General features: G+C 53.1%; 20 protein-coding genes. 6 read left to right on the forward strand and 14 right to left on the reverse strand.

Features of this window, described 5'->3' with window-relative positions; all coding sequences use genetic code 11:
• Positions 1-20: 20 nt before the first annotated feature.
• Complete coding sequence (gpmI, locus tag GOC95_RS05285; RefSeq protein ID WP_275356180.1) at positions 21-1,571, forward strand: 2,3-bisphosphoglycerate-independent phosphoglycerate mutase; 1,551 nt, start codon at positions 21-23, stop codon at positions 1,569-1,571.
• 16 nt (positions 1,572-1,587) lie between these two features.
• On the forward strand, positions 1,588-2,967 hold the full coding sequence (locus tag GOC95_RS05290; protein ID WP_275356181.1) for a peptidoglycan DD-metalloendopeptidase family protein: 1,380 nt from the start codon (positions 1,588-1,590) through the stop codon (positions 2,965-2,967).
• Between the two features lie 47 nt (positions 2,968-3,014).
• Here GOC95_RS05290 and GOC95_RS05295 read toward each other — a convergent pair whose 3' ends face one another.
• The 5 genes from GOC95_RS05295 to GOC95_RS05315 form a co-directional block, all read right to left on the reverse strand.
• Positions 3,015-3,314 (reverse strand): hypothetical protein, encoded by a 300-nt coding sequence (locus tag GOC95_RS05295; RefSeq protein ID WP_275356182.1) that lies wholly within the window; start codon positions 3,312-3,314, stop codon positions 3,015-3,017.
• 35 nt (positions 3,315-3,349) lie between these two features.
• Positions 3,350-3,769 (reverse strand): secondary thiamine-phosphate synthase enzyme YjbQ, encoded by a 420-nt coding sequence (locus GOC95_RS05300; protein WP_194740530.1) that lies wholly within the window; start codon positions 3,767-3,769, stop codon positions 3,350-3,352.
• 30 nt (positions 3,770-3,799) lie between these two features.
• Positions 3,800-4,336: a hypothetical protein gene (locus GOC95_RS05305; protein WP_275356183.1), complete on the reverse strand. Its 537-nt coding sequence runs from the start codon at positions 4,334-4,336 to the stop codon at positions 3,800-3,802.
• Positions 4,337-4,458: 122 nt separating this feature from the next.
• The gene (clpB, locus tag GOC95_RS05310; protein ID WP_275356184.1) at positions 4,459-7,041 is read right to left on the reverse strand and encodes an ATP-dependent chaperone ClpB; all 2,583 of its coding nucleotides are present in this window, start codon (positions 7,039-7,041) and stop codon (positions 4,459-4,461) included.
• Positions 7,042-7,158: 117 nt separating this feature from the next.
• Positions 7,159-8,391: a sialidase family protein gene (locus GOC95_RS05315; protein WP_275356185.1), complete on the reverse strand. Its 1,233-nt coding sequence runs from the start codon at positions 8,389-8,391 to the stop codon at positions 7,159-7,161.
• Positions 8,392-8,486: 95 nt separating this feature from the next.
• Here GOC95_RS05315 and GOC95_RS05320 point away from each other — a divergent pair, with 95 nt between their 5' ends.
• Entirely contained in the window at positions 8,487-11,426 is a 2,940-nt protein-coding gene (locus tag GOC95_RS05320; RefSeq protein WP_275356186.1) for an EAL domain-containing protein, read from the forward strand.
• Positions 11,419-12,696 (forward strand): HD domain-containing phosphohydrolase, encoded by a 1,278-nt coding sequence (locus GOC95_RS05325; protein ID WP_275356187.1) that lies wholly within the window; start codon positions 11,419-11,421, stop codon positions 12,694-12,696. Before GOC95_RS05320 ends, GOC95_RS05325 begins: the two co-directional genes overlap by 8 nt.
• A 38-nt stretch (positions 12,697-12,734) precedes the next feature.
• Here GOC95_RS05325 and GOC95_RS05330 read toward each other — a convergent pair whose 3' ends face one another.
• From GOC95_RS05330 to GOC95_RS05355, 6 genes are all read right to left on the reverse strand, one after another.
• Complete coding sequence (locus tag GOC95_RS05330; RefSeq protein ID WP_275356188.1) at positions 12,735-15,086, reverse strand: TonB-dependent receptor; 2,352 nt, start codon at positions 15,084-15,086, stop codon at positions 12,735-12,737.
• A 30-nt stretch (positions 15,087-15,116) separates the two neighbouring features.
• Positions 15,117-17,381 (reverse strand): TonB-dependent receptor, encoded by a 2,265-nt coding sequence (locus GOC95_RS05335; protein WP_275356189.1) that lies wholly within the window; start codon positions 17,379-17,381, stop codon positions 15,117-15,119.
• A 62-nt stretch (positions 17,382-17,443) separates the two neighbouring features.
• Positions 17,444-18,163 (reverse strand): PEP-CTERM sorting domain-containing protein, encoded by a 720-nt coding sequence (locus tag GOC95_RS05340; protein ID WP_275356190.1) that lies wholly within the window; start codon positions 18,161-18,163, stop codon positions 17,444-17,446.
• A gap of 63 nt (positions 18,164-18,226) precedes the next feature.
• Positions 18,227-18,976, reverse strand: a complete 750-nt coding sequence (locus GOC95_RS05345) for an FxDxF family PEP-CTERM protein (protein WP_194748581.1) — start codon at positions 18,974-18,976, stop codon at positions 18,227-18,229.
• 77 nt (positions 18,977-19,053) lie between these two features.
• Entirely contained in the window at positions 19,054-19,302 is a 249-nt protein-coding gene (locus tag GOC95_RS05350) for a helix-turn-helix transcriptional regulator (protein ID WP_194748582.1), read from the reverse strand.
• A gap of 64 nt (positions 19,303-19,366) precedes the next feature.
• A complete protein-coding gene (locus tag GOC95_RS05355; protein ID WP_275356191.1) occupies positions 19,367-19,804 on the reverse strand; it encodes a DUF2946 domain-containing protein in 438 nt (145 codons plus the stop codon).
• Between the two features lie 64 nt (positions 19,805-19,868).
• Here GOC95_RS05355 and GOC95_RS05360 point away from each other — a divergent pair, with 64 nt between their 5' ends.
• Positions 19,869-20,765: a DUF808 domain-containing protein gene (locus tag GOC95_RS05360; protein WP_275356192.1), complete on the forward strand. Its 897-nt coding sequence runs from the start codon at positions 19,869-19,871 to the stop codon at positions 20,763-20,765.
• Between the two features lie 131 nt (positions 20,766-20,896).
• Positions 20,897-23,110, forward strand: coding sequence for a bifunctional diguanylate cyclase/phosphodiesterase (locus GOC95_RS05365; RefSeq protein WP_275356193.1), 2,214 nt, complete (start codon positions 20,897-20,899; stop codon positions 23,108-23,110).
• A 24-nt stretch (positions 23,111-23,134) separates the two neighbouring features.
• Here GOC95_RS05365 and GOC95_RS05370 read toward each other — a convergent pair whose 3' ends face one another.
• The 3 genes from GOC95_RS05370 to ileS are packed head-to-tail and all read right to left on the reverse strand — an operon-like array spanning position 23,135 to position 26,918.
• Positions 23,135-23,494 (reverse strand): DUF1905 domain-containing protein, encoded by a 360-nt coding sequence (locus GOC95_RS05370; protein WP_275356194.1) that lies wholly within the window; start codon positions 23,492-23,494, stop codon positions 23,135-23,137.
• A 45-nt stretch (positions 23,495-23,539) separates the two neighbouring features.
• Entirely contained in the window at positions 23,540-24,019 is a 480-nt protein-coding gene (gene lspA / locus GOC95_RS05375; RefSeq protein WP_194748585.1) for a signal peptidase II, read from the reverse strand.
• Entirely contained in the window at positions 24,012-26,918 is a 2,907-nt protein-coding gene (ileS, locus tag GOC95_RS05380) for an isoleucine--tRNA ligase (protein ID WP_275356195.1), read from the reverse strand. Before ileS ends, lspA begins: the two co-directional genes overlap by 8 nt.
• Positions 26,919-26,961: the final 43 nt, after the last annotated feature.

A 26,961-nucleotide genomic window follows, 5' to 3' on the forward strand; every position in this document is an offset into this window, starting at 1 on the left:
ACTTTTAAAGATTGTTAGCCATGTCTATCAAACCTGTCATATTGCTGATCCTCGATGGTTTTGGCCACAGCGAGACCCGCGAACACAATGCTGTTTTACAGGCAAACACGCCCAACCTCGACCGGCTCAAAGCCACTTACCCCCACAGCCTGATCAACGCCTCCGAACACTATGTCGGCCTGCCAGACGGCCAAATGGGCAATTCTGAAGTGGGTCACCTGAATATTGGGGCGGGACGCATTGTCTTTCAAGACTTTGAGCGTATTAATAACAGCATCAGCAGTGGTGAGTTTTTCAAGTTACCCGCCCTGGTCAATGCCATGCAGGCCCTCAAAGCCAGTGACAAAGCGCTGCATATCCTGGGCCTGCTGTCTGATGGCGGCGTGCATAGCTACCAGCCGCATATTCACGCCCTGCTCGAAATGGCCAAGCAACAGGGCCTGAGCAAGGTGTATGTCCATGCCTTTCTGGATGGCCGGGATACCCCGCCCAAAAGCGCGCAGCCTTACCTGCAAGCGCTCGAAGACCATCTCCAGCAGCTGGGCGTTGGCAGGGTGGCCTCTGTGGGCGGCCGCTTTTATGGCATGGACCGCGACAAGCGCTGGGAGCGGGTCGCGGTGGCTTATGAGTTGCTGGTCAATGGTACAGCCGAATATGTGGCGGCAGACAGCCTGACGGCCTTGCAGCAAGCGTATGCCCGCGATGAAAGCGACGAGTTTGTGAAGTGCACGGCAATTCGCGCGGCTGACGAAGCCCCCGTGCGTATGGAAGACGGTGACTGCCTGGTGTTCATGAACTTCAGGAGTGACCGCGCCCGCCAACTGACCGATGCCCTGCTCAACCAGCAGTTTGCAGGCTTTGAGCGCAGCCGGGTGCCACGCTTTAGCCACTATTTCACGCTGACCCAGTACGACAAAAACCAGACGCTGGCAGAACCGATTTTCGCGCCCTACACCGTGCCCAATACCTTTGGCGAATACGTCTCCAAACTCGGGCTCAAGCAATTGCGCATTGCCGAAACCGAAAAGTATCCGCACGTGACGTTCTTCTTCAACGGCGGTGAAGAAACCGTTTTTGCTGGTGAAGACCGCATTCTGGTGCCTTCACCCAAAGTTGCGACCTATGACTTGCAACCAGAAATGAGTGCGCCAGAAGTCACCGACAAACTGGTCGCCGCCATTGAATCACAGCAATATCAGGCCGTGATCTGCAACTATGCCAATGGCGATATGGTGGGCCATACCGGCAACTTGCAAGCGGCCATTAAAGCGGTAGAAACGCTGGACACCTGTGTCGGCCGGATTGTGGCGGCTGCCCAAAAAACCGGCGCTGAAGTGATTATTACCGCCGACCATGGCAATGCCGAGAGCATGTTTGACCACACCAGTGCGCAGGCACACACCCAGCACACCACCAATCTGGTGCCCTTTATTTACGTTGGGCGCCAGGCGGTGATTCGTAGCGGCGGCGCACTGTCAGACATTGCACCGACCTTGTTATCGCTGATGGGGGTCGCACAACCTGCAGAAATGACCGGCCAGTCGCTGATCCAATTGAATGCAGCGGCCTGAGTGGCCGCTCAGGTGCATGACTCCGATCATCGTTAAGCAGCTGGCAAAGCCAGCGATCAAGTGTTTTAGCCTGTTGGCAGGCCTCTGGCTCTGTGGCGCCGTGAGCCTGCCAGCGCAGGCCGCGCCTGCGGACAAAACAGAAACAACCAAAGGCGATCTCGAACAGGTCAAAGAGAAAATCCAGCAACTGGCCAATGCGCTCAAAGCTTCGCGCGTGGCCAAACAGGATGCACATGAAGCGCTCAAGGCTTCGGAAACGGCCATCAGCGCATCCCGCAAAAAATTGCGCGAGATTCAGGATGCGCAGCTGGAAAACCGCAGCAAATTACAAGACTTGCAAAAACAACTCAATGGCCTGCAACGTCAGGTCAACCAGCAAAAACAATCGCTCAACGAGCAGCTAAACCAGCAATACCGGCATGGCAACCATAGCCCGCTGCAAATGCTGTTGCAACAACAGGACCCCAACAACACGGCACGCAATCTTAAATACCTGGGCTATCTCACGGCGGCGCACCAGCAGCAGATTCAGTCGCTGCAAACCAACCAGGAAGCCATAGACCGCGTCCGCACGCAAACCACCGAACAATTGCACGAAACCGAACGTCTGGCCAGCCAATACAGCGACACCACGCAAAAACTCGAAAACGAAAAATCACTACGTAGCGAGGCGTTAAAAGAGCTGTCCAAACAGATCGAAACGCAAGAACAGCAGATGGTCCGGCTGAAAAAAGACGAAGAAGCGCTGTCACAGTTGTTCCAGCGCTTGCTGGCCGAGGCCAAGAAACGTGAGCAGGAAGCGCTGGCGAAAGCCAAGCGCGAGAAAGAAGCGGCGGCTAAAAAAGCCGCTGAACTGGCGGCGCGTAAAAAGAAATCCGGCGGCCGCACGTTTGAGCATACGCCGCAAGCAACAGTCGATGACTCAGGCAGCGACACGCAAAGCAGCACCGTGATTGCCAAAAACGAAACGCTACCTGAATACAATGCCAACAAGGAAAACTTTGCCCAGTTACGGGGACGCTTGCGCCTGCCGGTGCGCGGCGATGTGATCAACCGTTTTGGCACGGCCCGGGCAGAGACCGGGGTAAGCTGGAAAGGCATCTTCATCCGCGCCAGGGAGGGCAGCGAGGTGAAATCGGTCGCGGGCGGGCAAGTGGTGTTTGCCGACTGGATGCGTGGCTTTGGCAACCTGATTGTGATTGACCACGGCAACGGCTACATGAGCCTGTACGGTAACAACGAGGCCTTGTACAAATCGTCAGGGCAAAGTGTTAAAGCGGGCGATACGATTGCCGCGGTGGGCAATAGCGGTGGCAATGCTGAAAATGGGGTTTATTACGAACTGCGCCGCAACAGTGTGCCGTTTGATCCGCTGCAATGGAGTAGTGTGCGTTAGGCGTTGGCCCGCCTTGCGCACCCCGGTGTCCTGGTCGGCGCGCGGTCCTAGTACCGTTCTTCTGTTGAAGAATCCACGGCCTCGCGCACATGCTGCCTGGCTTCCAGATACAACTTGTCCAGCTCAGCTTGCGACATGGTAAGCGTGGTGTTAGAGACCTGCATGAGTTGCACGGGGCGTGTGCCCCCCGCTGCTGGCATGGCATCCGCTGGCGGCACCAGATCATTGGACGACACATCACTGGGTGGCAGGGGAAGCGCTGTAGACACTTGACTGGGCGCATCTTCGCTACAAGCCACCACCAAGAAACTACAGGTCAGAGATAAAAACAGTTCAGAATAACGCACGGCAATACGACACTTCTATCAAATACTCAAAAATCTTATTCACCCATCACATGCATGAGGACGCGTCTGCGGGCAGGCAGGTGCCGATGCTCAAACAAAAAAATGCCCTGCCACTGGCCCAGGGCAACCCTGCCTTGTAGCACAGGAATCGACAAGCTGGTTTGTGTCAGCGCGGTACGCACATGTGCAGGCATGTCATCCGGGCCCTCCACGGTATGAATGAACAGGTCATCGCCATCCGGTACCAGCCGGTTAAAAAAGGCTTCCAGGTCCACCAGCACATCGCGGTCATAATTTTCATTGATCAGCAGGCTGGCTGAAGTGTGCTGGATATACAGCGTCAACAAGCCGGACTGAATGCCGGATTGCTGCACCCATTGCAATACCTGCGGCGTGATGTCATACAAACGCCGCCCTTGTGCATTAATAGAGAGGGTTTCGTGCTGTTGTCGCATCCATCAATCTATCCGTAAATCAGCGTCAGTTTACCAGTAACGCCAGCCGCCGCCCCAATAGGGCCGGGCTCCCCAAGGGCCACCATAAAAACCGGGGCCGCCGTAAAAACCTGGCCCGTAAAACCAGGGATCCATGCTGCGCAACCGGGCATAATCCCGTTCACGCTTTAACTTGGCTTCTGCCTCAGCGCGCGCTTTTTCACGCTTGTTAATCTCATCGGCGATGGCGTTTTGCTGCGCCAGCGCATTCGCCTGCTGCATATAATCAAGCACGCCTTTGGAAATACCTTTTTGATGCCATGACAACACCTCTGAAGGGGTCAATGCATAACGCGATTGCGACTGCTTGATTGCATCAATAATCTCGGCATCCGTCTTGCCCTGCTTGCTCATGGTCACAATCTCATCCAAACTCAACGTCGACTGCGGCGGTGGCACCAGAGCAGCGAGTTGCTCGGGAGAAATACGGTCAATCTGCACCGGTTGCGGTGGTTGTGTCGCGCATCCGCTCATCAAACCGAGCAAAAAAATGATCAAGGATAAACGCCAAGCTTGTGAGTCTCGCATAGTTGCTCCATTTTACACCCGCACAATAAAAAAGGGTCATACGAATATGACCCTTTGCTTGCATCACAGGTTCAGCCTGCATGCAGATGACGACGCTGCGCCCAAGATGAGTGCGCTGACAGTCAGGCTTTGCGGAACTGCATTTTCCCGCCCTGAAAATCCACCTGTATCGTGTCTTTGGCCGCAAACTGCCCAGCCAGGATTTCACGTGCCAGCGGATTCTCTATTTCACTTTGAATGGCGCGTTTGAGCGGGCGTGCACCATAGACGGGGTCAAAGCCCGCATTGGCAATTTCGGCCAGCGCCGCATCGGTGACGTCGAGTTGCATCTCCATGGCCGCCAGCCGTTTGGCCAGCAATTGCAACTGGATATTGGCAATCGACTTCACATGCGCTTCACCCAGTGAATGGAACACGACCACCTCATCAATGCGGTTGATGAACTCTGGCCTGAAGTGCGTTTTCACCTCACCCATGACCGCCAGTTTAACCACCTGGTAATCCTGGTCACTCATGCTCTGGATCATCTGGCTACCGAGGTTAGAGGTCATGATAATGACGGTATTCTTAAAGTCTACCGTCCGCCCCTGGCCATCGGTCAGGCGACCATCGTCCAGCACTTGCAGCAACACGTTAAACACATCTGGATGCGCTTTTTCCACCTCGTCCAGTAATACGACTGAATAAGGCTTGCGGCGCACGGCTTCGGTCAGCGTGCCGCCTTCTTCATAGCCAACATAGCCGGGTGGCGCACCAATTAAACGCGAGACCGAGTGTTTTTCCATAAACTCACTCATATCGATGCGCACCAGATGGTCTTCACTATCGAACAGGAAGTTGGCCAGCGCCTTGCACAACTCGGTTTTACCCACGCCAGTCGGCCCCAGGAACAAAAAGCTGCCATACGGACGGTTAGGGTCACTCAAGCCACTGCGTGAACGGCGGATCGCATCCGAGACCAGCCGGACCGCTTCGTCCTGGCCCACCACCCGCGCATGCAGGCTGTTTTCCATATTGAGCAGTTTTTCGCGCTCGCCGGTCATCATTTTACTGACCGGGATGCCGGTAGCCCGGCTGACCACTTCAGCAATTTCATCGGCACCGACTTCGGTACGCAACATTTTATGTTTGACCGTGCCACTCGCTTCAGCGCTTGACGCGTGCTTCAACTGGGCTTCGAGTTGCGGCAATTTGCCATACTGCAACTCTGAGACTTTTTGCCAGTCGCCTTTGCGTTTGGCAGCTTCCATCTCCAGTTTAATTTTTTCAATCGCCTCTTTCACGCCTGCCGAGCCTTGTACGGCAGCCTTCTCCGCTTTCCAGATTTCCTCGAGGTCGGCATACTCTTTTTCAAGCTTGCTGATTTCTTCTTCAATCAGGCCAAAGCGTTTCTGGCTGGCTTCATCTTTCTCGCGGCGCACGGCTTCACGCTCAATCTTAAGCTGAATCAGTCGGCGATCCAGCTTATCCATCACTTCCGGCTTGGAGTCGATCTCCATCTTGATACGCGAAGCCGCCTCGTCGATCAGGTCGATGGCCTTATCCGGCAAAAAACGGTCCGTAATATAACGGTTAGACAGTTCTGCCGCCGCGACAATGGCCGGGTCGGTAATTTCCACACCATGGTGTAATTCGTACTTTTCCTGCAAACCGCGCAAGATGGCAATGGTCGCCTCGACGCTAGGTTCGTCCACCAGCACCTTCTGGAAGCGACGCTCTAACGCCGCATCTTTTTCGATGTATTTACGGTACTCATCCAGCGTGGTCGCGCCCACGCAATGCAGCTCACCCCGGGCCAATGCAGGCTTGAGCATATTGCCGGCATCCATCGCGCCTTCAGATTTACCGGCACCGACCATGGTATGAATCTCGTCAATAAAGACGATGGTCTGGCCTTCGTCTTGCGCCAGCTCCTTGAGCACCGCTTTCAAACGTTCTTCAAATTCGCCGCGGTATTTGGCCCCGGCCAACAGGGCGGCCATGTCCAGGCTCAATACTTTTTTGTTTTTAAGCGAATCAGGCACTTCGCCATTGACAATACGCTGCGCCAGTCCTTCTACAATCGCGGTTTTACCCACGCCGGGCTCACCGATCAATACCGGATTATTTTTGGTGCGGCGCTGCAAGACCTGAATGGCGCGCCGAATCTCGTCATCGCGGCCAATCACCGGATCCAGCTTGCCAGCACGGGCGCGCTCGGTCAGGTCCAGCGTGTATTTTTTCAACGCTTCACGCTGACCTTCGGCTTCCTGGCTGTTGACGGAATCATTGCCGCGCACGGCTTTAATCGCCTGTTCAAGTGCGGTTTTACTCAAGCCATGTTGCTTGAGCAGCTGCCCGGTGGGGCCTTTATCTTCGGCCAGCGCCAGCAAGAACATTTCGCTGGCAATATAGGTGTCGCCGCTCTTTTGCGCGAGCTTGTCGGTGACATTGAGCAGATTATTGAGGTCGCGCGACACGCTGACATCGCCGCTGTTTTCGCTGACTTTGGGCAGGTTATCTATGGCTTGTTGCAACCCGGTTTTAAGTGCACTGACTTGCGCACCTGCGCGTGACAACAGCGCCGCTACCCCACTGTCGTCCTGATTCAGCATGGCCAGCAACAAGTGAGGCGCTTCTATGGTGGGATGATCCGCCCCGACGGCCATGCTCTGCGCATCGGCCAGGGCCTGTTGAAATTTAGTCGTGAGTTTATCAAAACGCATGGCAAACCCTTTCTTGATTAAAGTATCGCCGCACGCTTGCGGCTGGATACCCATATAATGCGGCGGGTTTTTGCGTTTTCAATAGCGCCAGATCAAATGACAGCGTTTTTGAGCTGGCTATTTTGCGAATGGCAGGACTTTCAAGCCTTGATCACTGGTATTCACGGCCAGCGACACCTGGCCTTGTAAATTGAGCCATTGCGGGTAATCCAACTTCGTCGTGCTATGCAGCATGACACTGGGCGCGCCCCAGGTACGGCCACCATCCACAGAGACCATGGCCACGATATCAAAACCGCTGCTATCCCGCTCTTGCCAGGCCAGCCAGACTTTATCGGCCACGCTCAACAAGGCCGGGTGGCTGGCATTGCGTTTGAGGTCACCAATCCGTTTCGGCGGTGAGCTCACCCAGGCCTGGCCATCCATGCGCGCCAGCCGCAAGCCAGGCTTGTCCCCTGCCCCATCAAAATAGGCCAGGTGATAGCCAAAGCCTTCACCAACCGCAATCGCAGCACCATGATGCGGACAACCATCCAGTTTCCAGTGACCATAACTGGCACGCACCAGCACCGGTTTGCCGGTGCCACCAATTTCGGCCATGGCGTGGTCGCGCTCACTGCCCTCAAAAACATGCCGCCACAAGACTGCCACCGTGCCATCCGGCTTGCTAGTCATGGCAATCCGGCAACACTCGCAGCTGCTATCCGCCAATTTTTGTTCCGGGGCAAAACTTTTGCCATGATCGCTTGAAACCGCGTAGTAAATGGCAGCACCATCATAAGGTTTGCCCGCAGCCTTGGCGGCCAGCAAATCGCGTTTATCTACCCAGGCCACGGTGATGGTGCCATTGGCGGCCACATGCAAACTGTCAAAACGGTGGGTGATTTCATCGCGGTGCTGGTGCACGATATAAGGGGCCTCAAAGCTTTTGCCGCCATCGGTAGAGCGTGCAAACCAGATATAGCCGGCATAAGGCTTTTTCAGCGATTCGGTCCAGGTGACATACAGATGGCCATTGGGGCCAACCGCAATCTTGGGCCTGGCTTCGCCATCGGCGGCCACTTTCATCGGCAACGAATTGACCACGGTTTCCCGACCAAGGGGTTTGCCCGTGGCATCCAGCAAAGACACCCAGACCTGACCCTGCCTGGCCTGAGCCAGCCAGATGCGGCCGGCACCCTCGGGCGTGACACTGACGGCCAGGGCGTTGGGCGCCTGCTCGGCATGGCCCTCATGACCTTCGTGCGCTTGCGCACAATCCACCCAGCTTGTCATCAGGACAAACAGCCCTAAAACCACGCTTAACCCATGCCTGAGCAGATTGATTTTATGTATAAAATTGACGTTCATTAACACAAGTGAAACTCGCTAAAGTTTAGCGCCAACTGCGCCGTTAACCCACTTAATCGTCCCAGATAGACGCCTGGAATCAAGCAGACTGAATTATGTTACCCACCGTTTTTGATCATCATAGCACAGCATGGTTGCAGCCATTTGCCGTCACCATGCCCGATATGGCTATGCTGGCCATCAATCGCCGTGCAGTGAGCCTGGCGGCAAACGAACAGGCATTGTCTCTGCTCGCCCCCGTGGGTGAGGAATTACCCAAAGAGACACGTCAGGTGCTCATCGAAGCCATGCGCGAAGGCAAAACCGAGCTAAACATCACGCTTACTCTCAAAGGCCTCAAGCGCGATTTCAAATGCAGACTATTCTATCCGCAACACACCCGTCGCGCCGTGGGCCTCATGCTGGAGGAAGAAGAAAAGACCTTGACCGACCAGTTGCTGCATATGCAATCCATCGTGCATTCACTGATCGAAATGAGCCCTGACCTGATTTGCATCAAGGATAGCGACAACCGCTGGATGATGGCCAACGAGCAAATGCTCAACACCTTCCAGATCAACCATTTTGACTTTGAGTTTTTGAATAACCGTCAAATTGCGCAGACCTTGCATCCGGTATTCCGCAACAGTTTTGAACATCACGAAAAATCAGACCAACAAGTCTGGCAAACGCGCCAGCCCTACCACAATGAAGAGTTGGTGCATTTGCCACAAGGCGGTCATAAAACGCTAGAGGTGCATAAAGTCGCCTACTACGACCGCGAAGACCTTCCAAGCCACCTGATCACGGTCGCCCGCGATGTGAGCGAGCAAAAGTTCATTCAAACCCAACTCAACAACCGCAGTGCCGTGCTTGATACCCTGATCTCATGCGACTGGATGCTGCACTCGACTGAACGCTGGCAAACGGTGGCAGAAAACGTACTGCAACAATGCTGCCTGTCCTTCAGATTCAGTCGCGCCACCCTGCTGCAGCATGAGAATATCCATACGCGCAACAAGACAGAAATGCGCTCCAAGGCCCTGTTTCATTGGGCCATGAACGGCTTTCATGCCACCTATGAGCACTGGGAAAAAGTGTCTTTCCTCACGCCAGAACTACAACGCTGGCATGCCCTGCTGGCGCAGGGCCAGCCTGTCATGTGTGATGCCCTGAGCCTGCCAGAGGCCGAGCGCGCCCTGCTCAAGTCGCACGACACGGTCAACCTGGTCATTGTGCCGCTGATGCTGGACGATGACTGGTGGGGCTCCATGGTCATTGAACGCTGTTTTGATGCAGAGCCGACCAGTTCACAAGAACTGGGCTCACTGATGGCTATCGGCCGCACCTTGAGCGTGGCCATCAACCGCGAACAAACCGGCAAACATCTCAAGCTGGCAAAAATCGCCTTTGACAGTACCACCGAAGGCATCATGATTGTGAACCCGGCCGGGGAGCTGGTGGGGATCAACCAGGGTTACACCTTGATTACCGGCTATGCAGAAGAAGAGGTGCTGGGCAGCAAACCGCAAATCTTCAAACAGCGTCCGCGCGGCTTGTTTGGTGCGCTCAAACGTCATGGCAAATGGTCTGGCGAAATTGAGAATGTCCGCAAAAACGGTGAGAGCTACACCGAGTGGATGACCATCACGGCGGTGCGTAACCACGCCAATGCCATCACCAACTATGTGGGCGTGTTTGCGGATATTTCGGAAATGAAACGTTCGCAACGCCAGTTGAACTCTCTGGTTAATCACGATCCGCTGACCGGCCTGCCTAACCGCCGTCTGATTAATCACCTGTTCGCGCATGCGATTCAGCGCTCCGGCCGCAATGAGCAGCAAGCGGCCATTCTGTTTATCGACCTCGACCGCTTTAAAAATATCAACGACAGCCTGGGGCATTATGCAGGCGACCAGTTATTGTTGAGCGTAACCGAACGTCTGCGTCAGGCCGTCCGTGAGTCTGACATCGTTGGCCGCCTTGGTGGTGACGAATTCATCATCATGCTGGAAAACCTGCGCAGCAAGGCCGATGCGTCACAAAAAGCGCATGATATTCTGGAAGCCCTGCGTGTTGAATTCAATATTGATCACCACCAGATTTTTGTCAGTGGCAGCATTGGTATCTCGATGTACCCGCAGGATGGGCAGGATGTCGAGAGCCTGATCAAAGCCGCCGACCTCGCCATGTATCAGGTCAAAAACAACGGTAAAAACCATGTCGCGTTTTACGACGCTGCACTGAGCCGCGACGCCGTTGAGCACTTCCAGCTGGAAACCGAGTTGCGGCAGGCGCTCAATAAAAACCAGCTGAATATGTTCTATCAGGCCCAGATTGACCTCAAGACAGGCATGATTATTGGCGCGGAAGCGCTCATCCGCTGGATGCATCCGACTCAGGGCATTATCTCGCCCGCCAAATTCATCCCGCTGGCAGAAGAAACCGGCCTGATTCTGAGCATAGGGGAATGGGCCCTCGCTCAGTCGGTCCGGCAAGCGCATGCCTGGCATCAACAGCATCCGGAATTCAAGAAAATTGCGATTAATGTCTCTGCTGTGCAGATCATGAAAAGCAAGTTTGCCGACACGGTCTACGGCATCCTGATGGAAAGCGAATGTGACCCATCCATCATTGAGCTTGAAATCACCGAAAGCACCTTGATGCAGCATACGCAACATGTGGTCGACACCTTCAATCAACTCAAGCTGTTGGGAATCAGCATTGCGATTGATGATTTTGGCACCGGCTACTCTTCACTCTCACACTTGAAACGGTTGCCGCTGGACCAGATCAAGATAGACCGCAGCTTTGTCAAAGACCTGCCAAATGACAAGGACGATGCTGCGATTACCAGTGCGATTTACGCCATGGCGACCCAGCTGGGATTTACCGTGGTGGCTGAGGGCGTAGAGACAGAAGAGCAGGAAAAATTTTTACAGCGACTGGGGTGCCAGACAGCCCAAGGCTATCTGTACGCCTACCCGGTCAATGCGGACGATTTTGTAAAACTGTTAACATTAAACAATCAAAGAAAAATAAAACGCCATGCATAATCAAGCCTCCGACACTTATTACATTAGCCCAGACCAACTGCAAGTGGGGTTATATATCCACCTTGATCTCGGTTGGATGGATCATCCATTCTCGGTCAGCAACTTCAAGATCACTGAAGATGCGCAAATTGACACGATCAAATCGCTGGGGCTCAAGCAGCTACGCTATGACCCGCGACGAAGCACCAGTCACCCGCTGAAAAAAAATGCCAATGTCGTGGAGTTTCTGGTGAAAAAAGCGTTGTTCCCAGAGCCGGAACCCGCCAAGGAAACCACGCCGCTCAATGCTGCACAGCAGAAACGACAGGTGCTCAAGCAAGTCATCAACGAGAGTGAGCAAAAGTTTATGCGCACCAGTGCCGAGGTCAAAAACATTCAGAAGCTCTCAACCGAGCATCCTGACCAGGCTTATGGACTGGCTCAGACCCTGGTACAAGACCTGGTCAGCAGCACACTGACTGAAGGTGATATTGCGATCCACGCCATGAGCGGACACCGTGTCGGCGATCAGCATTACCAGCATGAGCTGAATACCCTGGTGGCCAGCCTGATCCTGGCCAAGAACCTGAATATCAGCGATGAGGATGCGGTGATACTGGGCATGGCGGCCATTTTGCATGATATTGGCAAGCGGCAGATTAGTGACAAAATCCTGTTGAAAAAGGACCCCCTTAACCTGCGCGAAGTCGGGATTTATCAAACCCACGTCGCCTTAGGCCTGAATATGCTCAAAGAGGTCGCCGTACCCAAAAAAATCATGACACTGATTGCCCAGCATCATGAATTTGCGGATGGCAGCGGTTACCCGCAAGGCCTGCGTGCAGAACAGATTGACCCGTTGGCGCATATCCTGATCATCGCCAATGTGTATGACAACCTATGCAACCCTTCTAACCCGGCCTTGGCAAAAACGCCCTACGAAGCGCTCAGCATGATGTTTGCGCAGCAACGTCACCAGTTTGACCAGACCATTTTGCGCCGCTTTATCAAATGCCTGGGCATTTATCCGCCAGGCAGTGTGGTGCGCCTTTCAGATCAGCAACTGGCAACGGTGATCTCCACCAACCCGCAGCAACCCTTAAGGCCTTTCGTGCAGATACTCAACGATGATCCTGAGGAAGAAGGTGAAACTTTTGACCTCAGGGAAGCGCTGGACATCAACATCATCCAGTGTCTGAAACCAGAGCAGCTGCCCGATATCCTGCAAAAACGCATGCGGCTCAAACAGCGCACCAGCTACTTTCTGGATAAAGTTTACGCGACCGTTTGACCCGGTTGAAAGGTGACCCGCGGTAAAGATGGCGCGGGTCAATAATCAAACTTGACTTGTACATACCCTGTGCGTTGCGGGTAGGGGTGGCGGACATAGGCCTGATCGTTGTTCAGGTTATCGATCCCCACACTGGCGGTCCAGCGCTTGCTCATGTGATAATTGGCCTTCACATCCACGAAAAAGAACTTGCTCGCAGCGATGTAGGTGTCATCATTGACATCGCTGTTATCCAGCAGGTTATATTGGCGGCCGCTATACCGGGCACTCACACTGTAGGTGATCTGACTGCCCTGATGATAGGTCGTCACCAGCTTGAACATTTCGCGTGGAATCCGCGGGGCCTTGTTGCCCTCAATACTACGGTCCACCCGGTTACGGAGTATTTCTGCATCGGTAAACGTGGCACTGCCCAAAATATCCAGGCCATGAATCCATACATCCTGCCATTCTGTGGACAACTCTATCCCCCGGGTCCTGACGTGGTCCAGATTCTGGATAAAGGAACAGCCACCCGCCCCGGCTGTACACACCCCTGTGCCATAGGGAATCGCGCGGCCATTGGCAATGGTCTGTGAGATCAATGCATCATATTTTTCTTCGTTAAACACGCTGGCGCGAATCAGGCCGCTAGCAAACCGCCTTTCAGCAGTGATTTCAGCTGATAGCACCTCCTCCGGTTTGAGATTCGGGTTGTTCTGGACAATCTGGCTGCTCTGCGTAACCTGTTGATAGAGCTCACTCACCGTCGGAAAACGGAATGCCTGTCCAAATGAAGCACGGAATCCCCATTCTGGCATGGGTTCAAAACTCAATGAAACCTTGGGCGAAAACCGGTTAGCCTCTGCCGTCGCATAATTGGCCGTAGACAACACGCCGCCAGTCACGGCCTGGTTACGGCCATCCATAGCCTGCCAGCGCTCTGCACGTCCTCCTAACGTGAGCGACCATTGCGGGTGCAATTGCCATTTATCCTGAATAAACAATGCTTGCGTACGCGTGCTGCCACGTGAGCTGCTATTCAAGTTGCCTTTGTTTCCCACTTGCCAGTCTGCCGTATCAAAGGTGGTGCTGCCAAGATCGTACTCATCAATATGGTAGCCCACATCCACAACATGCCGCCCCCAGCCAGCCTCTGCCGGCCTGAAGGTTGCACGCGCATCAAAGGTGGTCCAGCCCGTGCCTGACATGTCTGTCACGCGCCCGGCACGATTGATGTAGGGATTCCCCGCAGCAAGTGTCGTTGTCGAGGTAGCAATATTTGACTGGCTATTTTTGTCCTGCTGGTAGTCATAGTCTGAAAAAGTCAGTTGCCAGTCAAAAAAGCCTTTGCTGTCCGACTTGAGGTCTATGGCCTGCATGACATGCGTCGCGTCGGCTTTTGACGGATTAAATCCGCTCAAATCATAGCGCAGGCCATTGAGCTGTACGCGGTTGTTATACACCGTGTTTCCATTAGCGTCCTTGAGATACGACGCCACATCCGTATGACTGTTCAAATGCCATAACCCCAAGGTATAGGTGGCTTTCACGGTATCCGTTACATCGTATGCGGCCTTGAACCGCAGATTCGTTTGCTCCGGCCGCTCCATGCTCACTGCCCCAAACACATTACGCGGCAAATTTCTATCGTTCTTGTCGACAGAGGCACCGGTAACGGCGACCCCGCCCGCTGTGCGGCTCCCAGCACTCAAATCACGGACGACAAAATCCATGGGCTGGCCTTCATTATTCAGATAATCAGCGCTGAGCAGCAGGCTCAGGTCATTCCATTTATCACCAAGCGAAGCAGAAAGGTGCTGGCCTTCAAGATTGAGTTTTGAATGGTATAAATCAAAATTCTGGCGGAAATACTGCACATTGGTATGCGCCTCCAGCTTGGTCGGCATCCTAGTTTTTACGCTGACCACACCGCCAAACGAGTTACCGGCGAACATGGCAGAAAAAGGTCCGTACATCATGCTAATCTGCTCAATCTCATCCGGACTAATCATGCCCCAGCGTGGCGGGAAGGCAAACGAGTTTCCCAGCAAATTGGAGAGTAATACGCCATCTGCGTACAGCATGGTTTGCGCACTTGAAAGTGTCCCCACGGTCCGCCCGGCAATAATGCCGTTTCTATCGCCAATATAGCGCTCCCGGATTTGCAAACTGGGCAAAAACTTCATCGCCTGCGCGGCCGTGGTGGCATTCACACTCTCCTGAATCTGTTTTTTGTTAAAGCTTTCTACGGTGGCCGGATAATCGACAATCCGGCTATCCACCGTACCCGATACCTCGACATCATCCAGCTCTACCTGATTATGATCGGCATACACTGGCATGGATGCCAACCCCAACACCAGGCTGGCACCCCAGTAAAGGCTGCCTGGTAAACGAAACGGCTTCATGACTTCTTCCCTGAGCATTTAAGTAGATGGTTAATAAAATAGATTAAAAGCCACATTGACCGACCGCCCCATGCCGGGCACATTCATCCCGTAATAGGCTGCACCCCCCGTCGTCATGGAGTTACCTTCTGCCACATATGCCCCGCCCAGGGGCAATAAATAAAATTTGTTGAACAAGTTTTCGACAGAAAAATCGAGGCGGGCATGCTGCCACTCATAGCTGCTGCGCAAATGAAAAATCGTGTAACCCGGCGTATTTACTTCGTTTCGCACCTCTGAAACACGCACTTTTTCTGCCACACTTTGCAGCTCAAGACGGTTGGTCCACTTGCCCAATTGATGCTGAAAGCCAGCTTTTAGATTGAGTGGCATCATGTGATAAAGATGTCCGCCAGTGGTTTGATTATTCCCGCGTACGTAGCTAATTACCCCTGTGGCTGAAAAGTTGCCTACACTTGCCAATCGCCCAAACTGATAGCTGCCGGACAAATCCGCCCCATATAGCAGCGCATCCACATTCTCATACTGCAACAAGACGTAGCAATTCGTGGTCGTGACGTTAGTACCATTACAGCCACTTCCTGCAGAGGTATTTCGTTGCAGGCGCCTTGCATCAATATAATTGTCAACATAAGTGGCATATGCCGTCGTTTTCACCGCCCATTTTTCATGGTTGGCATCATGCCAATCCGCGACCACACTCATGGTATAGGCGACCTCAGGCTTTAGGTCTGGATTACCCACATAACCATTGCCATCACCAACAAAGTTATTCATCAAGGCGGCCATGCTATTGGTAGACCATGCGAAGCGTTCGTATAAATTGGGGGAGCGATTTTTGCGGGCGAATCCGATCTCATAAGCCTGATTGGCGTCAGCACGATATTTCACTAGCGCGGTAAAATCATACTGCTGAGTCTGGGTGTTACGATCGCCACGATTCAGTTTGGCAGCATCCACACTATAGGTAGTGTTGTAGCCTTGAACAGGGTCAACAGATGAACGGACACTGTCTGTACGCAGGCCTAATAATGTCATCCATTCTGCATCCCATACAGACTCCCACTCGCCATAAACACCCAGACGGTCTCTTTTACCATTCCGTATGTTCTGAAACGTGTTTGGCCCCATATTAAAACCATCAATAGGTGTCCACCAATCGTCGAGACGATAGTTTTGGAAATCCATCCCAAGGCGCAGCGTGTCACGCGCATTAAGTAGCAAAGTGGTTTTGATGCTGCCGCCATCAGTGCTTGCGTCGCTCAGCATAGGCATATACATACCAAATGCCCGGCTGCGCAACATATCCATGGCGTGTCGGGTGTCTTGATGAAAATAGCGAACCTCCAGTTCACCCCAATCGTATGCTCCCAGATAATGCATGTTGACGGTTTTATTTACGTTTGCAGGCTTGTGCGTTAACAGGCTGGAACCATTATTCGGATCAAACTCGCTGGAGACCATGTCCATACGCTGATTGGGAAACCCCTCCCAATCTAGGCTTTGCTCACCCCACTTCAATTCAAACAGGTGATTGTCATCCACGTTCCACGCCAACCCCAACTCCTGATTACGCGATCGGCGGAAAGCAGAGCTGGCCACCTCTTTTTCGCCAACCCGATCTTCAGTCGGAGTCGTTTGCAGAATTGGTTTTTTGAAATTGCCTGCTGCCTGATAATTATTAGCATCGGCATAAGTCTCTGTATATGCCAGGCTAAACTGACGGGTTGCTGCACCCAAAGCCACATTGGCTCCTCTGGCCGCCCCATTGCTCCGGTAAAACGTCCCCAACTGCCCAAAGCTGACATAGACCTGATCGTCATTGGCAAAGCGCGGACGCGCTGAATCCACTTGTATGGTGCTGCCGATACTATCGCCGCCCACGCTAACTGGGGCAACGCCCGCATAGACCTGAATGCTGCGCACTTGCGCCGGATTGATAAATGACAACGCCGGGTTCATATGATTTGGGCAAGCACTCATCAAATCCATGCCATCCACTTGCGTACGGTTACGGTCATCTGCAAACCCATGAATGGTCGGCAGACTTGAAATGCCGCCAGCACTAAAGCTACTGACACCAGGGATATCTTCGAGCAACTTAGCGGTATCTGTCGTGTTAACCCCCTTTTGCCGAATGGCTTTCAAAGGGATGACCTCCCCTTTAAAACGGCTTTCCTGGTCAACTTGCACGGGAGGCAATTGCAAGCTTTTCTCGCTTTCCTCAGCATTAGGGCCAGCGTAACCAAGCATGGGCGAGACGAGCAACGCCATCAACAATCTCAATAATTTCATGATTTTTTCAGTCAAAGATGGCAAATGCGCATGCATTTGCCATCTTTCTCCGCTCTTCCTAGTTATGCTTGCTCACGGCGGCGGCGCGCTATCATGCCGGTCATGACCAGGCCTAAACTCAACAGCGTATAGGTGCTTGCCTCAGGAACAGGCACAGCCACCATGCTGATCACCTGACTAACGGGATACCCACTCATGGTTCCCACCGAGCCATACCCAGCCGCGGAGGTCCCTGTCATACAAACGGCGCCCATCATGCCGCCAGGCGCACAGTCGGCATAAGCAAGTTTGTTAATTTGAGTCTGTGTCAACGCAGTCAATGGATTATCAGGGACAAAAATCAAGGCGTAAGCGTTACCAGGATTATTTGCCGGACGCGGATAGCCGTAATAAACACCGCCGATATCCACACCCGCCTGAGGGCTCCAGCCATCCCCGCCAGCCAGGGTTGAGAAGGTACTCGTGTTGCTGTTTTTAAAGGTGGCAGCAAATGTGCCGCCTAAAGCAGCGTCATACCAAGAAACCAACTGGTAATTCAGGTTTAACCAAGTCATATTGGAAGCATCTGTACCAGTCATAGACTCACTCAGCTTACCCGCCAGGCCGGTAATTACTTTTGTTGCTGAGTCATAACTAAATGACCCTTCAAAAATAGAGTTTTTTGGCTGGGTGTCTGGCTCAAACCAGGTGGTGGTCACGTTGTAAGTAGATACCGCAGCAAATGCTGGGCTGGTTACCAAGGTCATGGCAGCGATTGCCAATGTTTTTTTCAATACGTTCATTATCTTCTCCTATCATGTTGGTGAGGGCGTTAAGCACACTCTCCAACGATTCATGTCATGGGGTTATTTGCTACGACGGCGCACCTGCCAGCCGACCAAGGCCAGACCTGTCAGCAACAGGGCCATGTTTTCCGGCTCTGGGACTGCGCTGACGTTCAGTGAGGCGGTGTAGCCAAAACTAGTCGCCAGCTGGTTTGCGGCGTTGTTACCGCCAATCATGATGGTGTAATCCCCTGCCCCCAGCAGAAACTTGCCGGTGACCACATCGGTCGCTGTGGTCGCAGAGCCCTTGTAGATAAAGCTGCTCAGTTCGCTGTCGATGCCAATCGCATCGCCGTCACCGCCCATTTTCCAGTTGCCCAATGCATTCCAGCTGCCATCGGTGTCGGTATACGACTTGTTGGAGCCCAGGTTGGCTTGCGCCCAGCTGTAGCGCCAGACGATAGAAGCGTTGGCACTATCGTAATCGGCACTGGTTTGCGTGCCTGGAAAAACGCCACCGGTTCTGACTGCCGCCAGTCCACCGTAAATAGAGAAAGCAGGTAACAGATCGGCAGAGGTTGCATCGACGCTGAAATCCACCCAGGCATTGTTTTGCAGGGTGAAGCGGAAAGCGCGGCCGATATGGCTATCGCCCAGATTGCCGTCAGCGGCGCCGGCCCAGCCATAGTTGGTATTGACCGTGGTGGTAATGCTATTGCTGGCATTCACCAGGCCAGAGAATGTGCCAAAGTCACGCCCGGTATAACTTAAATGCGCCCAGGCAGGTTGAGTGAGTCCCAGCAAGGCCAGGGCCAAGAAGGTTTTTTTCATAGACTTTTCCTCAGAAATATTTTTTGTAAACGGCATGCCCCCTACTGGTCAGCTACCAGCAGGGTGAGCATCACACATCAGGCGGCGAAGACTTGCCTGGCATCCCGATCGGGTTGCCAGCGGATAAGCGCGCTGATGTCACAAGCGAAATAAGAGCAAAGTTTGCCCAGATGCTCGGTGCATGCGTTGTAAGAAGGATTTTTGACCATGCGATGCAAGGTCATGCGGCTGATGCCGGTAGACTCAGCGATTTCTTTGAGGGTGATGTGGCGTTTCCACTCCACCTGTTTGGCAAATATCATTGCCTGAAGGTTGATGACGATCATGTCATGACTCCATATGTGCCTGCATCACAGGCATACCCATAAACCGTCTACACAACAGACGGCACTAGATTGAGTAAGGTGGAGTCAGTGGGGGTGCGCGCGTGGGGTGCGCGGTGGAGTAAACACTTGCGACAACCGGGGCCTGATAGCTGCTTAAAGCAATCTCGGCCTGGGCTTGTTGAAACAGAATGTAAGCCGGATTGGGCTGGGGCAATACCACATCATCCATCGCCATATGGCAGAACGGACAATGATTGAGATGATGCCCCAGTGAAACCGGTTTTTGTGAAGGCTGATAGTCAATCAGGGTAGCGCGCAATTTTCCTTGCGTGGTGATCACCTGAATGACCAGTTTACTGCCCTGCGAGGAACACACCTCCTGAATAAAGCTTTTGCCTGCTTGCATGGGAAACGCGAGGCTCAACGTCGGCACGAGCGCAGCCAGCATGATTGCCATCAAGGCCATGCGTGCCATCCAACGTTGAAATTTGCGCGTCACCATGCCGCCATTTTAACGGCAATCCTTTAAAATAAACAATAGCCTCTTCATTGACACAGGACAAACCATGGCCACCCCCAGCCTGCTGGCACTATTAGATGACATTACCACCATGCTGGATGACGTTTCCGTCATGAGCCAGCTCGCGGCCAAAAAAACAGCGGGGGTACTGGGCGATGACCTGGCACTCAATGCCCAGCAAGTCACAGGGATTGCCGCCAAGAGAGAGCTGCCAGTGGTGTGGGCGGTGGCGCGAGGATCGCTGCTGAACAAACTGATTCTGGTGCCTGCAGCGCTGTTGATCAGTGCGTTTTTACCTTGGCTGATCACCCCCTTGCTGATGCTGGGAGGGGCCTTTCTGTGCTTTGAAGGCTTTGAGAAAGTCTGGCACAAACTGCGCCATGACAAGCACTCGGACACCAGTGAACAAGCGATCCACGCCGCCATGCAGCAACCTGAGACAGACCTGGTCGCCCTGGAGCAGGAAAAAATCAAAGGCGCTGTACGGACGGACTTCATTCTGTCCGCCGAAATTATTGTGATTGCCCTGGGCGTTGTCGCCGATGCAGCTATCACGCAGCGTATTCTGGTGCTCTCCCTCATTGCCGTCGTCATGACACTGGGGGTGTATGGCCTGGTCGCTTTGATCGTCAAAATGGATGATATCGGCTTATGGCTGATGCAACGAAGCGGTTATCATCTTCTGGCCACTGCCGCACGCAAAACAGGTTGGGGCATGGTGCAAACGGTCCCCTACCTGATGCGCTTGCTCAGCATCGTCGGCACCGCGGCCATGTTTCTGGTCGGCGGCGGCATTCTCGCCCATGGCACCCCCCCCTTGCATGCGCTGATTGAGCAATCTCCACAGTGGACGCTGTTGTGGAACGCCTTGATCGGCATATTGGCGGGCGCTATCTGCTTCGTCTTAATCCATATCGCGATGATATTTAGAAAGAAACACTAGTTTTTTTCTAAGCCCTTGTTAGAATTACCTAAAAAGGGGGCTTCATGATACTTTCGCGCAAAGTAATAGTGGTTGCTTTATCGGTTTCCGTTGCTTGCTTGCTCGGTTCTTTGCAAGCAACACCCGCTCAAATGTTATGGCTGGATAATGTGCACTGGTTTGTCACCAATGCGGCCTGCCTGATTCTGGCGCTACTGGGTTATTACCGCAGCCATCTCTCACACCGCCCCTGTAAACGCTGGTTTGTGTTTGGTACCTTGGCCTATTTTACCGGCGGCGTGCTCTGGATATTTGAAGTCCTCACCAAACAAACCAATTTCCCCGCCCAGTCCGATATTTTTTACCCCCTCATGGGCGTATGCCTCATCATCGGCTTTATCACCGCCTTACGCAGCCAGCTTTCTGCGGCCAAAACCTGGGCATTCTCGATTGACACCATTTCATTCAGCATTGCTGTTCTCAGCTACATCCTAATTTTATATTTGCCACAATCGTCCGAAGTCAGCCCACTACAGCTGGCCGTGCTCAGTGCCTACCCTGCCAGTTTACTCAGTGCTGCGCTGGTTTCCCTGCTATTGATCCCATACCTGCGACCGGCATGGATGATGCCCTGGCTTATGCTCAGCGCGGGGTTGACCTTGCTGGGCGCATGCTGGATGCAATGGAACCTGAACTCACTCAACCACGTGCCTCAAACTAGCCTCTGGACCAATTACGGTTTTTCAGCGGCAGACCTGTTGATCGGCAGCGGGCTGTATGGCTGGCAAGTCCGCATTGCCAAGCGCGTGTCTTATCACAGGCAATGCAGACGCGTTCGCGGCTTGATTCCAGCCATTACCTTTATTTTTAGCATGTGTACACTGGCGCTCATCTGGTGGCAAAGCGGCCCGCACCCCTATGCCTATTACATTGCCATCGGCTCAGTCATGATGATCCTGGTGTTCTCGGCCCTGCGGCAAAGTATCTTGCTGCGTGAGAGTGAAAAACTGCTACTCGCCGAAAACCTGCTGGCCGAAAAAGAACGCCAGTTCCAGCAGTTGTCGCGCAACGACCCGCTCACGCGGCTTCCCAACCGGCTGGCCATACACACCCTGCTAGAACACGCCATCATCACGGCAGCCGATGCCAGCGACACCGTCGCCCTGCTTATGATTGATTTAAAGCACTTTCAAAGCATTAACGACAGCTTCGGCCACCATACCGGCGACTTGTATTTACTGGAGATCGCACAGCGCCTGCAATATATCACGCACGAATCTGGCGAGTTAGGCCGTGTGCATGGCGACAAATTTGCCTTGATTACCTCGCGGAAAACCGATGCCGAACTGGTTCATCTGGCAAACAATTTATGCAGAATTGTGCATAAGCCCGTGCTGATTGAAGGACATGAATTGATTCTGGATGCTTATATCGGCATCAGCCTGTTTCCGCGTGATGCAGAAGATGCAGAGCAGCTGGCACGCAATGCCAACACCGCACTTGCGCATGCCAAGCACGGCACCCAACATCCGTATTTATTCTATTGCAAAGAACATACCCGACTGGCCCAAAACCGCTTCAAGCTCGACGTGCAACTGCGCAAAGCCATCAAAAAACAAGAATTCTTTTTGCAGTTTCAACCGATTTTCAGCCTGGGCAAACAACAACCGGTCATCTGCAATATTGAGGCGCTCATCCGCTGGAAAACCAATAAGGGAGAGGTGGTCTCCCCGGCTGAATTTATCCCCTACGCCGAACAGTCTGGCCTGATTTTACCCATGGGCGAATGGATTATTGCAGAAGCATTCAAGCATTGGGCCAAGCTGGTTAAAGACAGTGGTCATGAGGTGGGCCTTTCAATTAACATCTCCCCGCGGCAATTCCGTGACCATAGCTTGCCACTCCGCATTGCCGGGCAACTACAACGCTATCACCTGCCGGCCCGCTTGCTGACCCTGGAAATCACCGAAAGTGCCGTCTTTGAACATGAAGAACAGGCGCTGGAAACCTTAAAACAATTCAAGGCTATTGGCGTGCGCCTGTCGCTCGATGATTTTGGTGTAGGCAACTCATCGCTGTTTAAACTCAAACACCTGCCCCTGGATGAACTCAAAATTGACCGTGCCTTTATGATTGATGTGCCGGAAAGCAGCGCCGACAGCGAAATTGTCAGCACCATTATCAAAACAGCCGGCATTCTGGGCTTGTCCGTTGTGGTAGAAGGCATTGAAACCGAAGCGCAGCTTGAGTTTCTACGCAAGATCGGTTGCGATTGCATACAGGGCTTTCTGCTGGGCCGCCCAATGGATATCCAAGGCATTCCGCCCCTGTTAGTCGCGGCCAAGACACAAACGCTGAGCGCTTAATCTTTGACGCTGTCAGCCTAAGGCTTAAAACTGCAGTTTGAGCTGTATAGTCACGGCATCACCTTCCCGCACACTCGCCTGCTTGCGAATTTCTGCCTTTAAAAACAAGACATAGCGCTTGTGATCAAATGCCGGAAAAATCGAGGTTTGCCACGTCAAGGCTGGGGCTGGAATAGATGGGGCGCGGCTGGAAGTGATACTCGCAGTGACCTTGACCGCCCCCCAGCCGCGGCGTTTGGTTTGATGGTATTGGCTAAGGGTATGAATTTCGTCAGAGATGTCTTGCGGCAAGCTGACGTAATGCCAGGTGCTTTTGCTGCCTTGCCAAAGCCTGATCACATCGCTAAACGTATACTCTAACCCATCCATCGCTGTCTCACTCATCGCAAGTCACCAGAACGCGCGTTCACCTGACTGCAGAACGCGGTTTCAGGAGGCCGTGGGTTGTTTAAAACTATCCAGCATCAACATGCCCACACCGACGCAAATGGCACTGTCTGCCACATTAAACGCAGGCCAGGCCCATTGCTGATAATAAAACAGCAAAAAGTCCACCACATAGCCGAGCGTGAGGCGATCATAGAGATTGCCCAAGGCGCCGCCCAACACCAGCGCCAGCCCCAAACAGAATAACTTTTTCTGCGGATGTTTGACCAGCAAATACACCATCACGGCAGAAGCCAGCGTCGAGACCGCCGTAAAAAAGCCATGCTGCCAGCCACCGGCATTGGCCAAAAAGCTAAAGGCTGCGCCGGTGTTGTGGTAACGCACCAGATCAAAAAAACCGGTGACGGGCAAATGCTCGCCATAGACAAACATGCGCTGAATCAGATGCTTGGTGTAGAGATCAAGCGCGATGACAATGGCGCTTAACACCAGCCATGGCAGAGCCGAGCGAACATTAGGCATAGTTGCGCACTTCACCTTTGCCAAACAGGTTGCTTACACAACGACCGCACAGGGTCGGGTGTGCGAGATCAATGCCGACATCCGCACGGTAATGCCAGCAGCGGTCGCACTTCTGGTGTGCGCTCGGCTTTACCAGGATTTTCTGCGCTGACGCATCGGCCACTTTATAGGTGGTCGCACTGGAGGTGATCATGACAAAGCGCAAGTCATCCTGCAGGCTGCTCAGGGCTTCAAATGCCTCGCTGGCAACATGAAACTCGAGCTCGGCTTGCAATGAAGAACCCACCTTGCCTTCGCCACGCAACACTTCAATCTCCTTGGCAGCTTGTGCACGCAAGGCAATAACAGTTTGCCAGTGCTGTAATTGCGTGTCACTCAAGCCATGGGCTGGCAATGCATACCAGTCTTCTTCAAATACGGTTGCCACAGCATCCAGCCCTAAGGTCTGCCAAATTTCATCAGCAGTAAAGCTCAAGATTGGCGCCATCAAGCGCATCATGGCATGCGTGATGTGATGCAGGGCGCTCTGAGCCGCACGTCGCGCATGCGAGGTTTCACCGCTGGTGTACAAACGGTCTTTGAGGATATCGAGGTAGAAACCGCCCAAGTCTTCAGAACAGAAACTCACAAATTTCTGTACGGCCAGATGGAATTCGTATTTGTCGTAATCGGCCAGAATACCCGTTTGCAATTGATGGGTCAGATGCAGCGCGTAACGGTCAATTTCCAGCCACTGATCAACCGGCAACAAGTCTTTGCTGGCATCAAAGTCAGCCAGATTGGATAGCAAAAAGCGCAAGGTATTGCGGATACGGCGATAGCCATCGGCCACACGCTTGAGGATCTCGTCACTGATGGTCAGCTCACCTGAGTAGTCGGTTGAGGCCACCCACAAGCGCAAAATATCGGCACCATAGGTGTCCATGACCTTTTGCGGCGCCACCACGTTACCTTTGGACTTACTCATTTTGTGACCAGCGCCATCCACCACAAAACCATGCGTGAGCAGAGCCTTGTAAGGCGCGTTGCCGTCAATGGCGCAACCTGTCAGCAAGCTGGACTGAAACCAGCCGCGGTGCTGGTCTGAACCTTCCAGGTACAAGTCAGCCACTGGCTGGTGTTCAGCCTCACGCTGGTTAGCTGCCGCAGATAGGCTAGCATGATGCGCTGAACGCACCACCGCGTAATGTGTCGCCCCAGAGTCAAACCACACGTCCAGCGTATCCGTGACTTTTTTGTATTGCTCGGCATTTTCAGGCGCATGCTGCGCAAGGAAAGCGGCACCATCCAGGCTGAACCAGGCCTCGATGCCCTGCTGCTCCACCTGTTTGCACACGGTTTCCAGCAACTGCATGGTCTGTGGATGTGGCTCACCGGTTTCTTTATGCACAAAGAACGGCATAGGCACGCCCCAGTTACGCTGGCGAGACACACACCAGTCTGGGCGGTTTTTTATCATCGCCTCCAGGCGTGCACGGCCCCAGCTCGGGAAGAATTGGGTCGCGTCTACCGCTGTGTTGGCATGCTCACGCAAAGCTTTGCCATCTTTGCCTACCGAATTCATACCGATAAACCACTGGTGCGTCGCCAGTTGCATGAGCGGCGTTTTATGACGCCAGCAATGTGGGAAGCTGTGGTTCAAACGGGCAGAGGCAAACAGCACGCCGTTTTCCTGCAATTTCGCCAGAATAACTTTATTCGCATCTTGGCGGCTTAATCCACGGATATCGGCCAGCTCAACCAGTTCACTGCTAAAAAATTTGCCATCGCCACCAATCAATACAAGTGGTTTCTCGTTAGGGAAGTTGGCACGCATAACCAGCCAGTCATCGTTACCGTGCGCAGCGGCCGTATGCACTAGACCTGTACCTGCATCAGTCGTCACGTGGTCACCATAGATAACTGGTACTTCACGATTATCAAAAGGGTGTTTTAACGTTAATTGATTGTAGCCATGCACCCCCCTGTACTCTGGATCAGGAGGTAGACCACATAAAACTCTACCGAGAGTTTTTCCAATAACGCTTGCATCAGAAACCTCATATCGTGAAAGAGTCTTTTCGAGTAATTCAGATGCAATAATTAGGTTTCCTTTAGAGGATTTTACCAATGAATATTCAAGATTTGCATTAACACTAACCGCTTGGTTAGCAGGTAAAGTCCATGGTGTCGTTGTCCAAATCACTGCATAAACATCACCTTCAACTTTGTCCAAGCCAAAGGCCTTCGCTAAAGCGGCGTTATCCACAACCTTGAAGCCCACATCAATCGCAGGCGAATTGACATCCTCGTACTCCACCTCAGCTTCAGCCAAGGCAGAACCGCAGTCCACACACCAGTGGACGGGCTTGGAACCCTGGTACAAATAGCCATTCTGGTAGATTTCGCCCAAGGCACGCATGATATCGGCCTCGGTATTAAACGCCATGGTCAGATATGGGTGATCCCAATCGCCCAGCACCCCCAGGCGAATAAAGTCTTTTTTCTGTTTCTCGACCTGCTCGGCGGCATAGGCGCGGCACAGCTCGCGGAACTTGGCCGGGTCTATATTTTTGCCATGGTTTTTCTCGACCACCAACTCAATGGGTAGGCCGTGGCAATCCCAGCCTGGCACATAAGGCGCGTCAAAACCACTCATGGTTTTGGCCTTGATGATGATGTCCTTGAGGATTTTATTGACGGCGTGACCAATGTGAATATCGCCGTTGGCATAGGGCGGGCCGTCATGCAGGATGAACGCTGGCGCACCTTTGCGCTTGGCGCGGATACGCTCGTAGACCTTACGCTCTTGCCAGCTTTTTAACCAGGCGGGTTCGCGCTTGGACAAATCGCCACGCATGGGAAAGCTGGTTTCAGGTAAATTCAGTTTATATTTTGAATCTTTGCTTTGGTCGGTCATTTAAAAATCCATGAGTTAACCGCCGATCAACGCAGATGCACGC

Source organism: Methylophilus sp. YYY-1, assembly GCF_029132825.1.
GTDB classification, from domain to species: domain Bacteria; phylum Pseudomonadota; class Gammaproteobacteria; order Burkholderiales; family Methylophilaceae; genus Methylophilus; species Methylophilus glucosoxydans.

Coding starts and splice junctions, on each gene's coding strand:
- GOC95_RS05325 (WP_275356187.1), top strand. CDS start 11,419: ATGCATAATCAAGCCTCCGACACTTATTACATTAGCCCAGACCAACTG.
- GOC95_RS05315 (WP_275356185.1), bottom strand. CDS start 8,391: ATGAACGTCAATTTTATACATAAAATCAATCTGCTCAGGCATGGGTTA.
- GOC95_RS05355 (WP_275356191.1), bottom strand. CDS start 19,804: ATGGTGACGCGCAAATTTCAACGTTGGATGGCACGCATGGCCTTGATG.
- ileS (WP_275356195.1), bottom strand. CDS start 26,918: ATGACCGACCAAAGCAAAGATTCAAAATATAAACTGAATTTACCTGAA.
- clpB (WP_275356184.1), bottom strand. CDS start 7,041: ATGCGTTTTGATAAACTCACGACTAAATTTCAACAGGCCCTGGCCGAT.
- GOC95_RS05300 (WP_194740530.1), bottom strand. CDS start 3,769: ATGCGACAACAGCACGAAACCCTCTCTATTAATGCACAAGGGCGGCGT.
- GOC95_RS05365 (WP_275356193.1), top strand. CDS start 20,897: ATGTTATGGCTGGATAATGTGCACTGGTTTGTCACCAATGCGGCCTGC.
- GOC95_RS05320 (WP_275356186.1), top strand. CDS start 8,487: ATGTTACCCACCGTTTTTGATCATCATAGCACAGCATGGTTGCAGCCA.
- GOC95_RS05350 (WP_194748582.1), bottom strand. CDS start 19,302: ATGATCGTCATCAACCTTCAGGCAATGATATTTGCCAAACAGGTGGAG.
- GOC95_RS05360 (WP_275356192.1), top strand. CDS start 19,869: ATGGCCACCCCCAGCCTGCTGGCACTATTAGATGACATTACCACCATG.
- GOC95_RS05305 (WP_275356183.1), bottom strand. CDS start 4,336: ATGCGAGACTCACAAGCTTGGCGTTTATCCTTGATCATTTTTTTGCTC.
- GOC95_RS05340 (WP_275356190.1), bottom strand. CDS start 18,163: ATGAACGTATTGAAAAAAACATTGGCAATCGCTGCCATGACCTTGGTA.
- GOC95_RS05330 (WP_275356188.1), bottom strand. CDS start 15,086: ATGAAGCCGTTTCGTTTACCAGGCAGCCTTTACTGGGGTGCCAGCCTG.
- gpmI (WP_275356180.1), top strand. CDS start 21: ATGTCTATCAAACCTGTCATATTGCTGATCCTCGATGGTTTTGGCCAC.
- GOC95_RS05345 (WP_194748581.1), bottom strand. CDS start 18,976: ATGAAAAAAACCTTCTTGGCCCTGGCCTTGCTGGGACTCACTCAACCT.
- GOC95_RS05370 (WP_275356194.1), bottom strand. CDS start 23,494: ATGAGTGAGACAGCGATGGATGGGTTAGAGTATACGTTTAGCGATGTG.
- lspA (WP_194748585.1), bottom strand. CDS start 24,019: ATGCCTAATGTTCGCTCGGCTCTGCCATGGCTGGTGTTAAGCGCCATT.
- GOC95_RS05335 (WP_275356189.1), bottom strand. CDS start 17,381: ATGAAATTATTGAGATTGTTGATGGCGTTGCTCGTCTCGCCCATGCTT.
- GOC95_RS05290 (WP_275356181.1), top strand. CDS start 1,588: ATGACTCCGATCATCGTTAAGCAGCTGGCAAAGCCAGCGATCAAGTGT.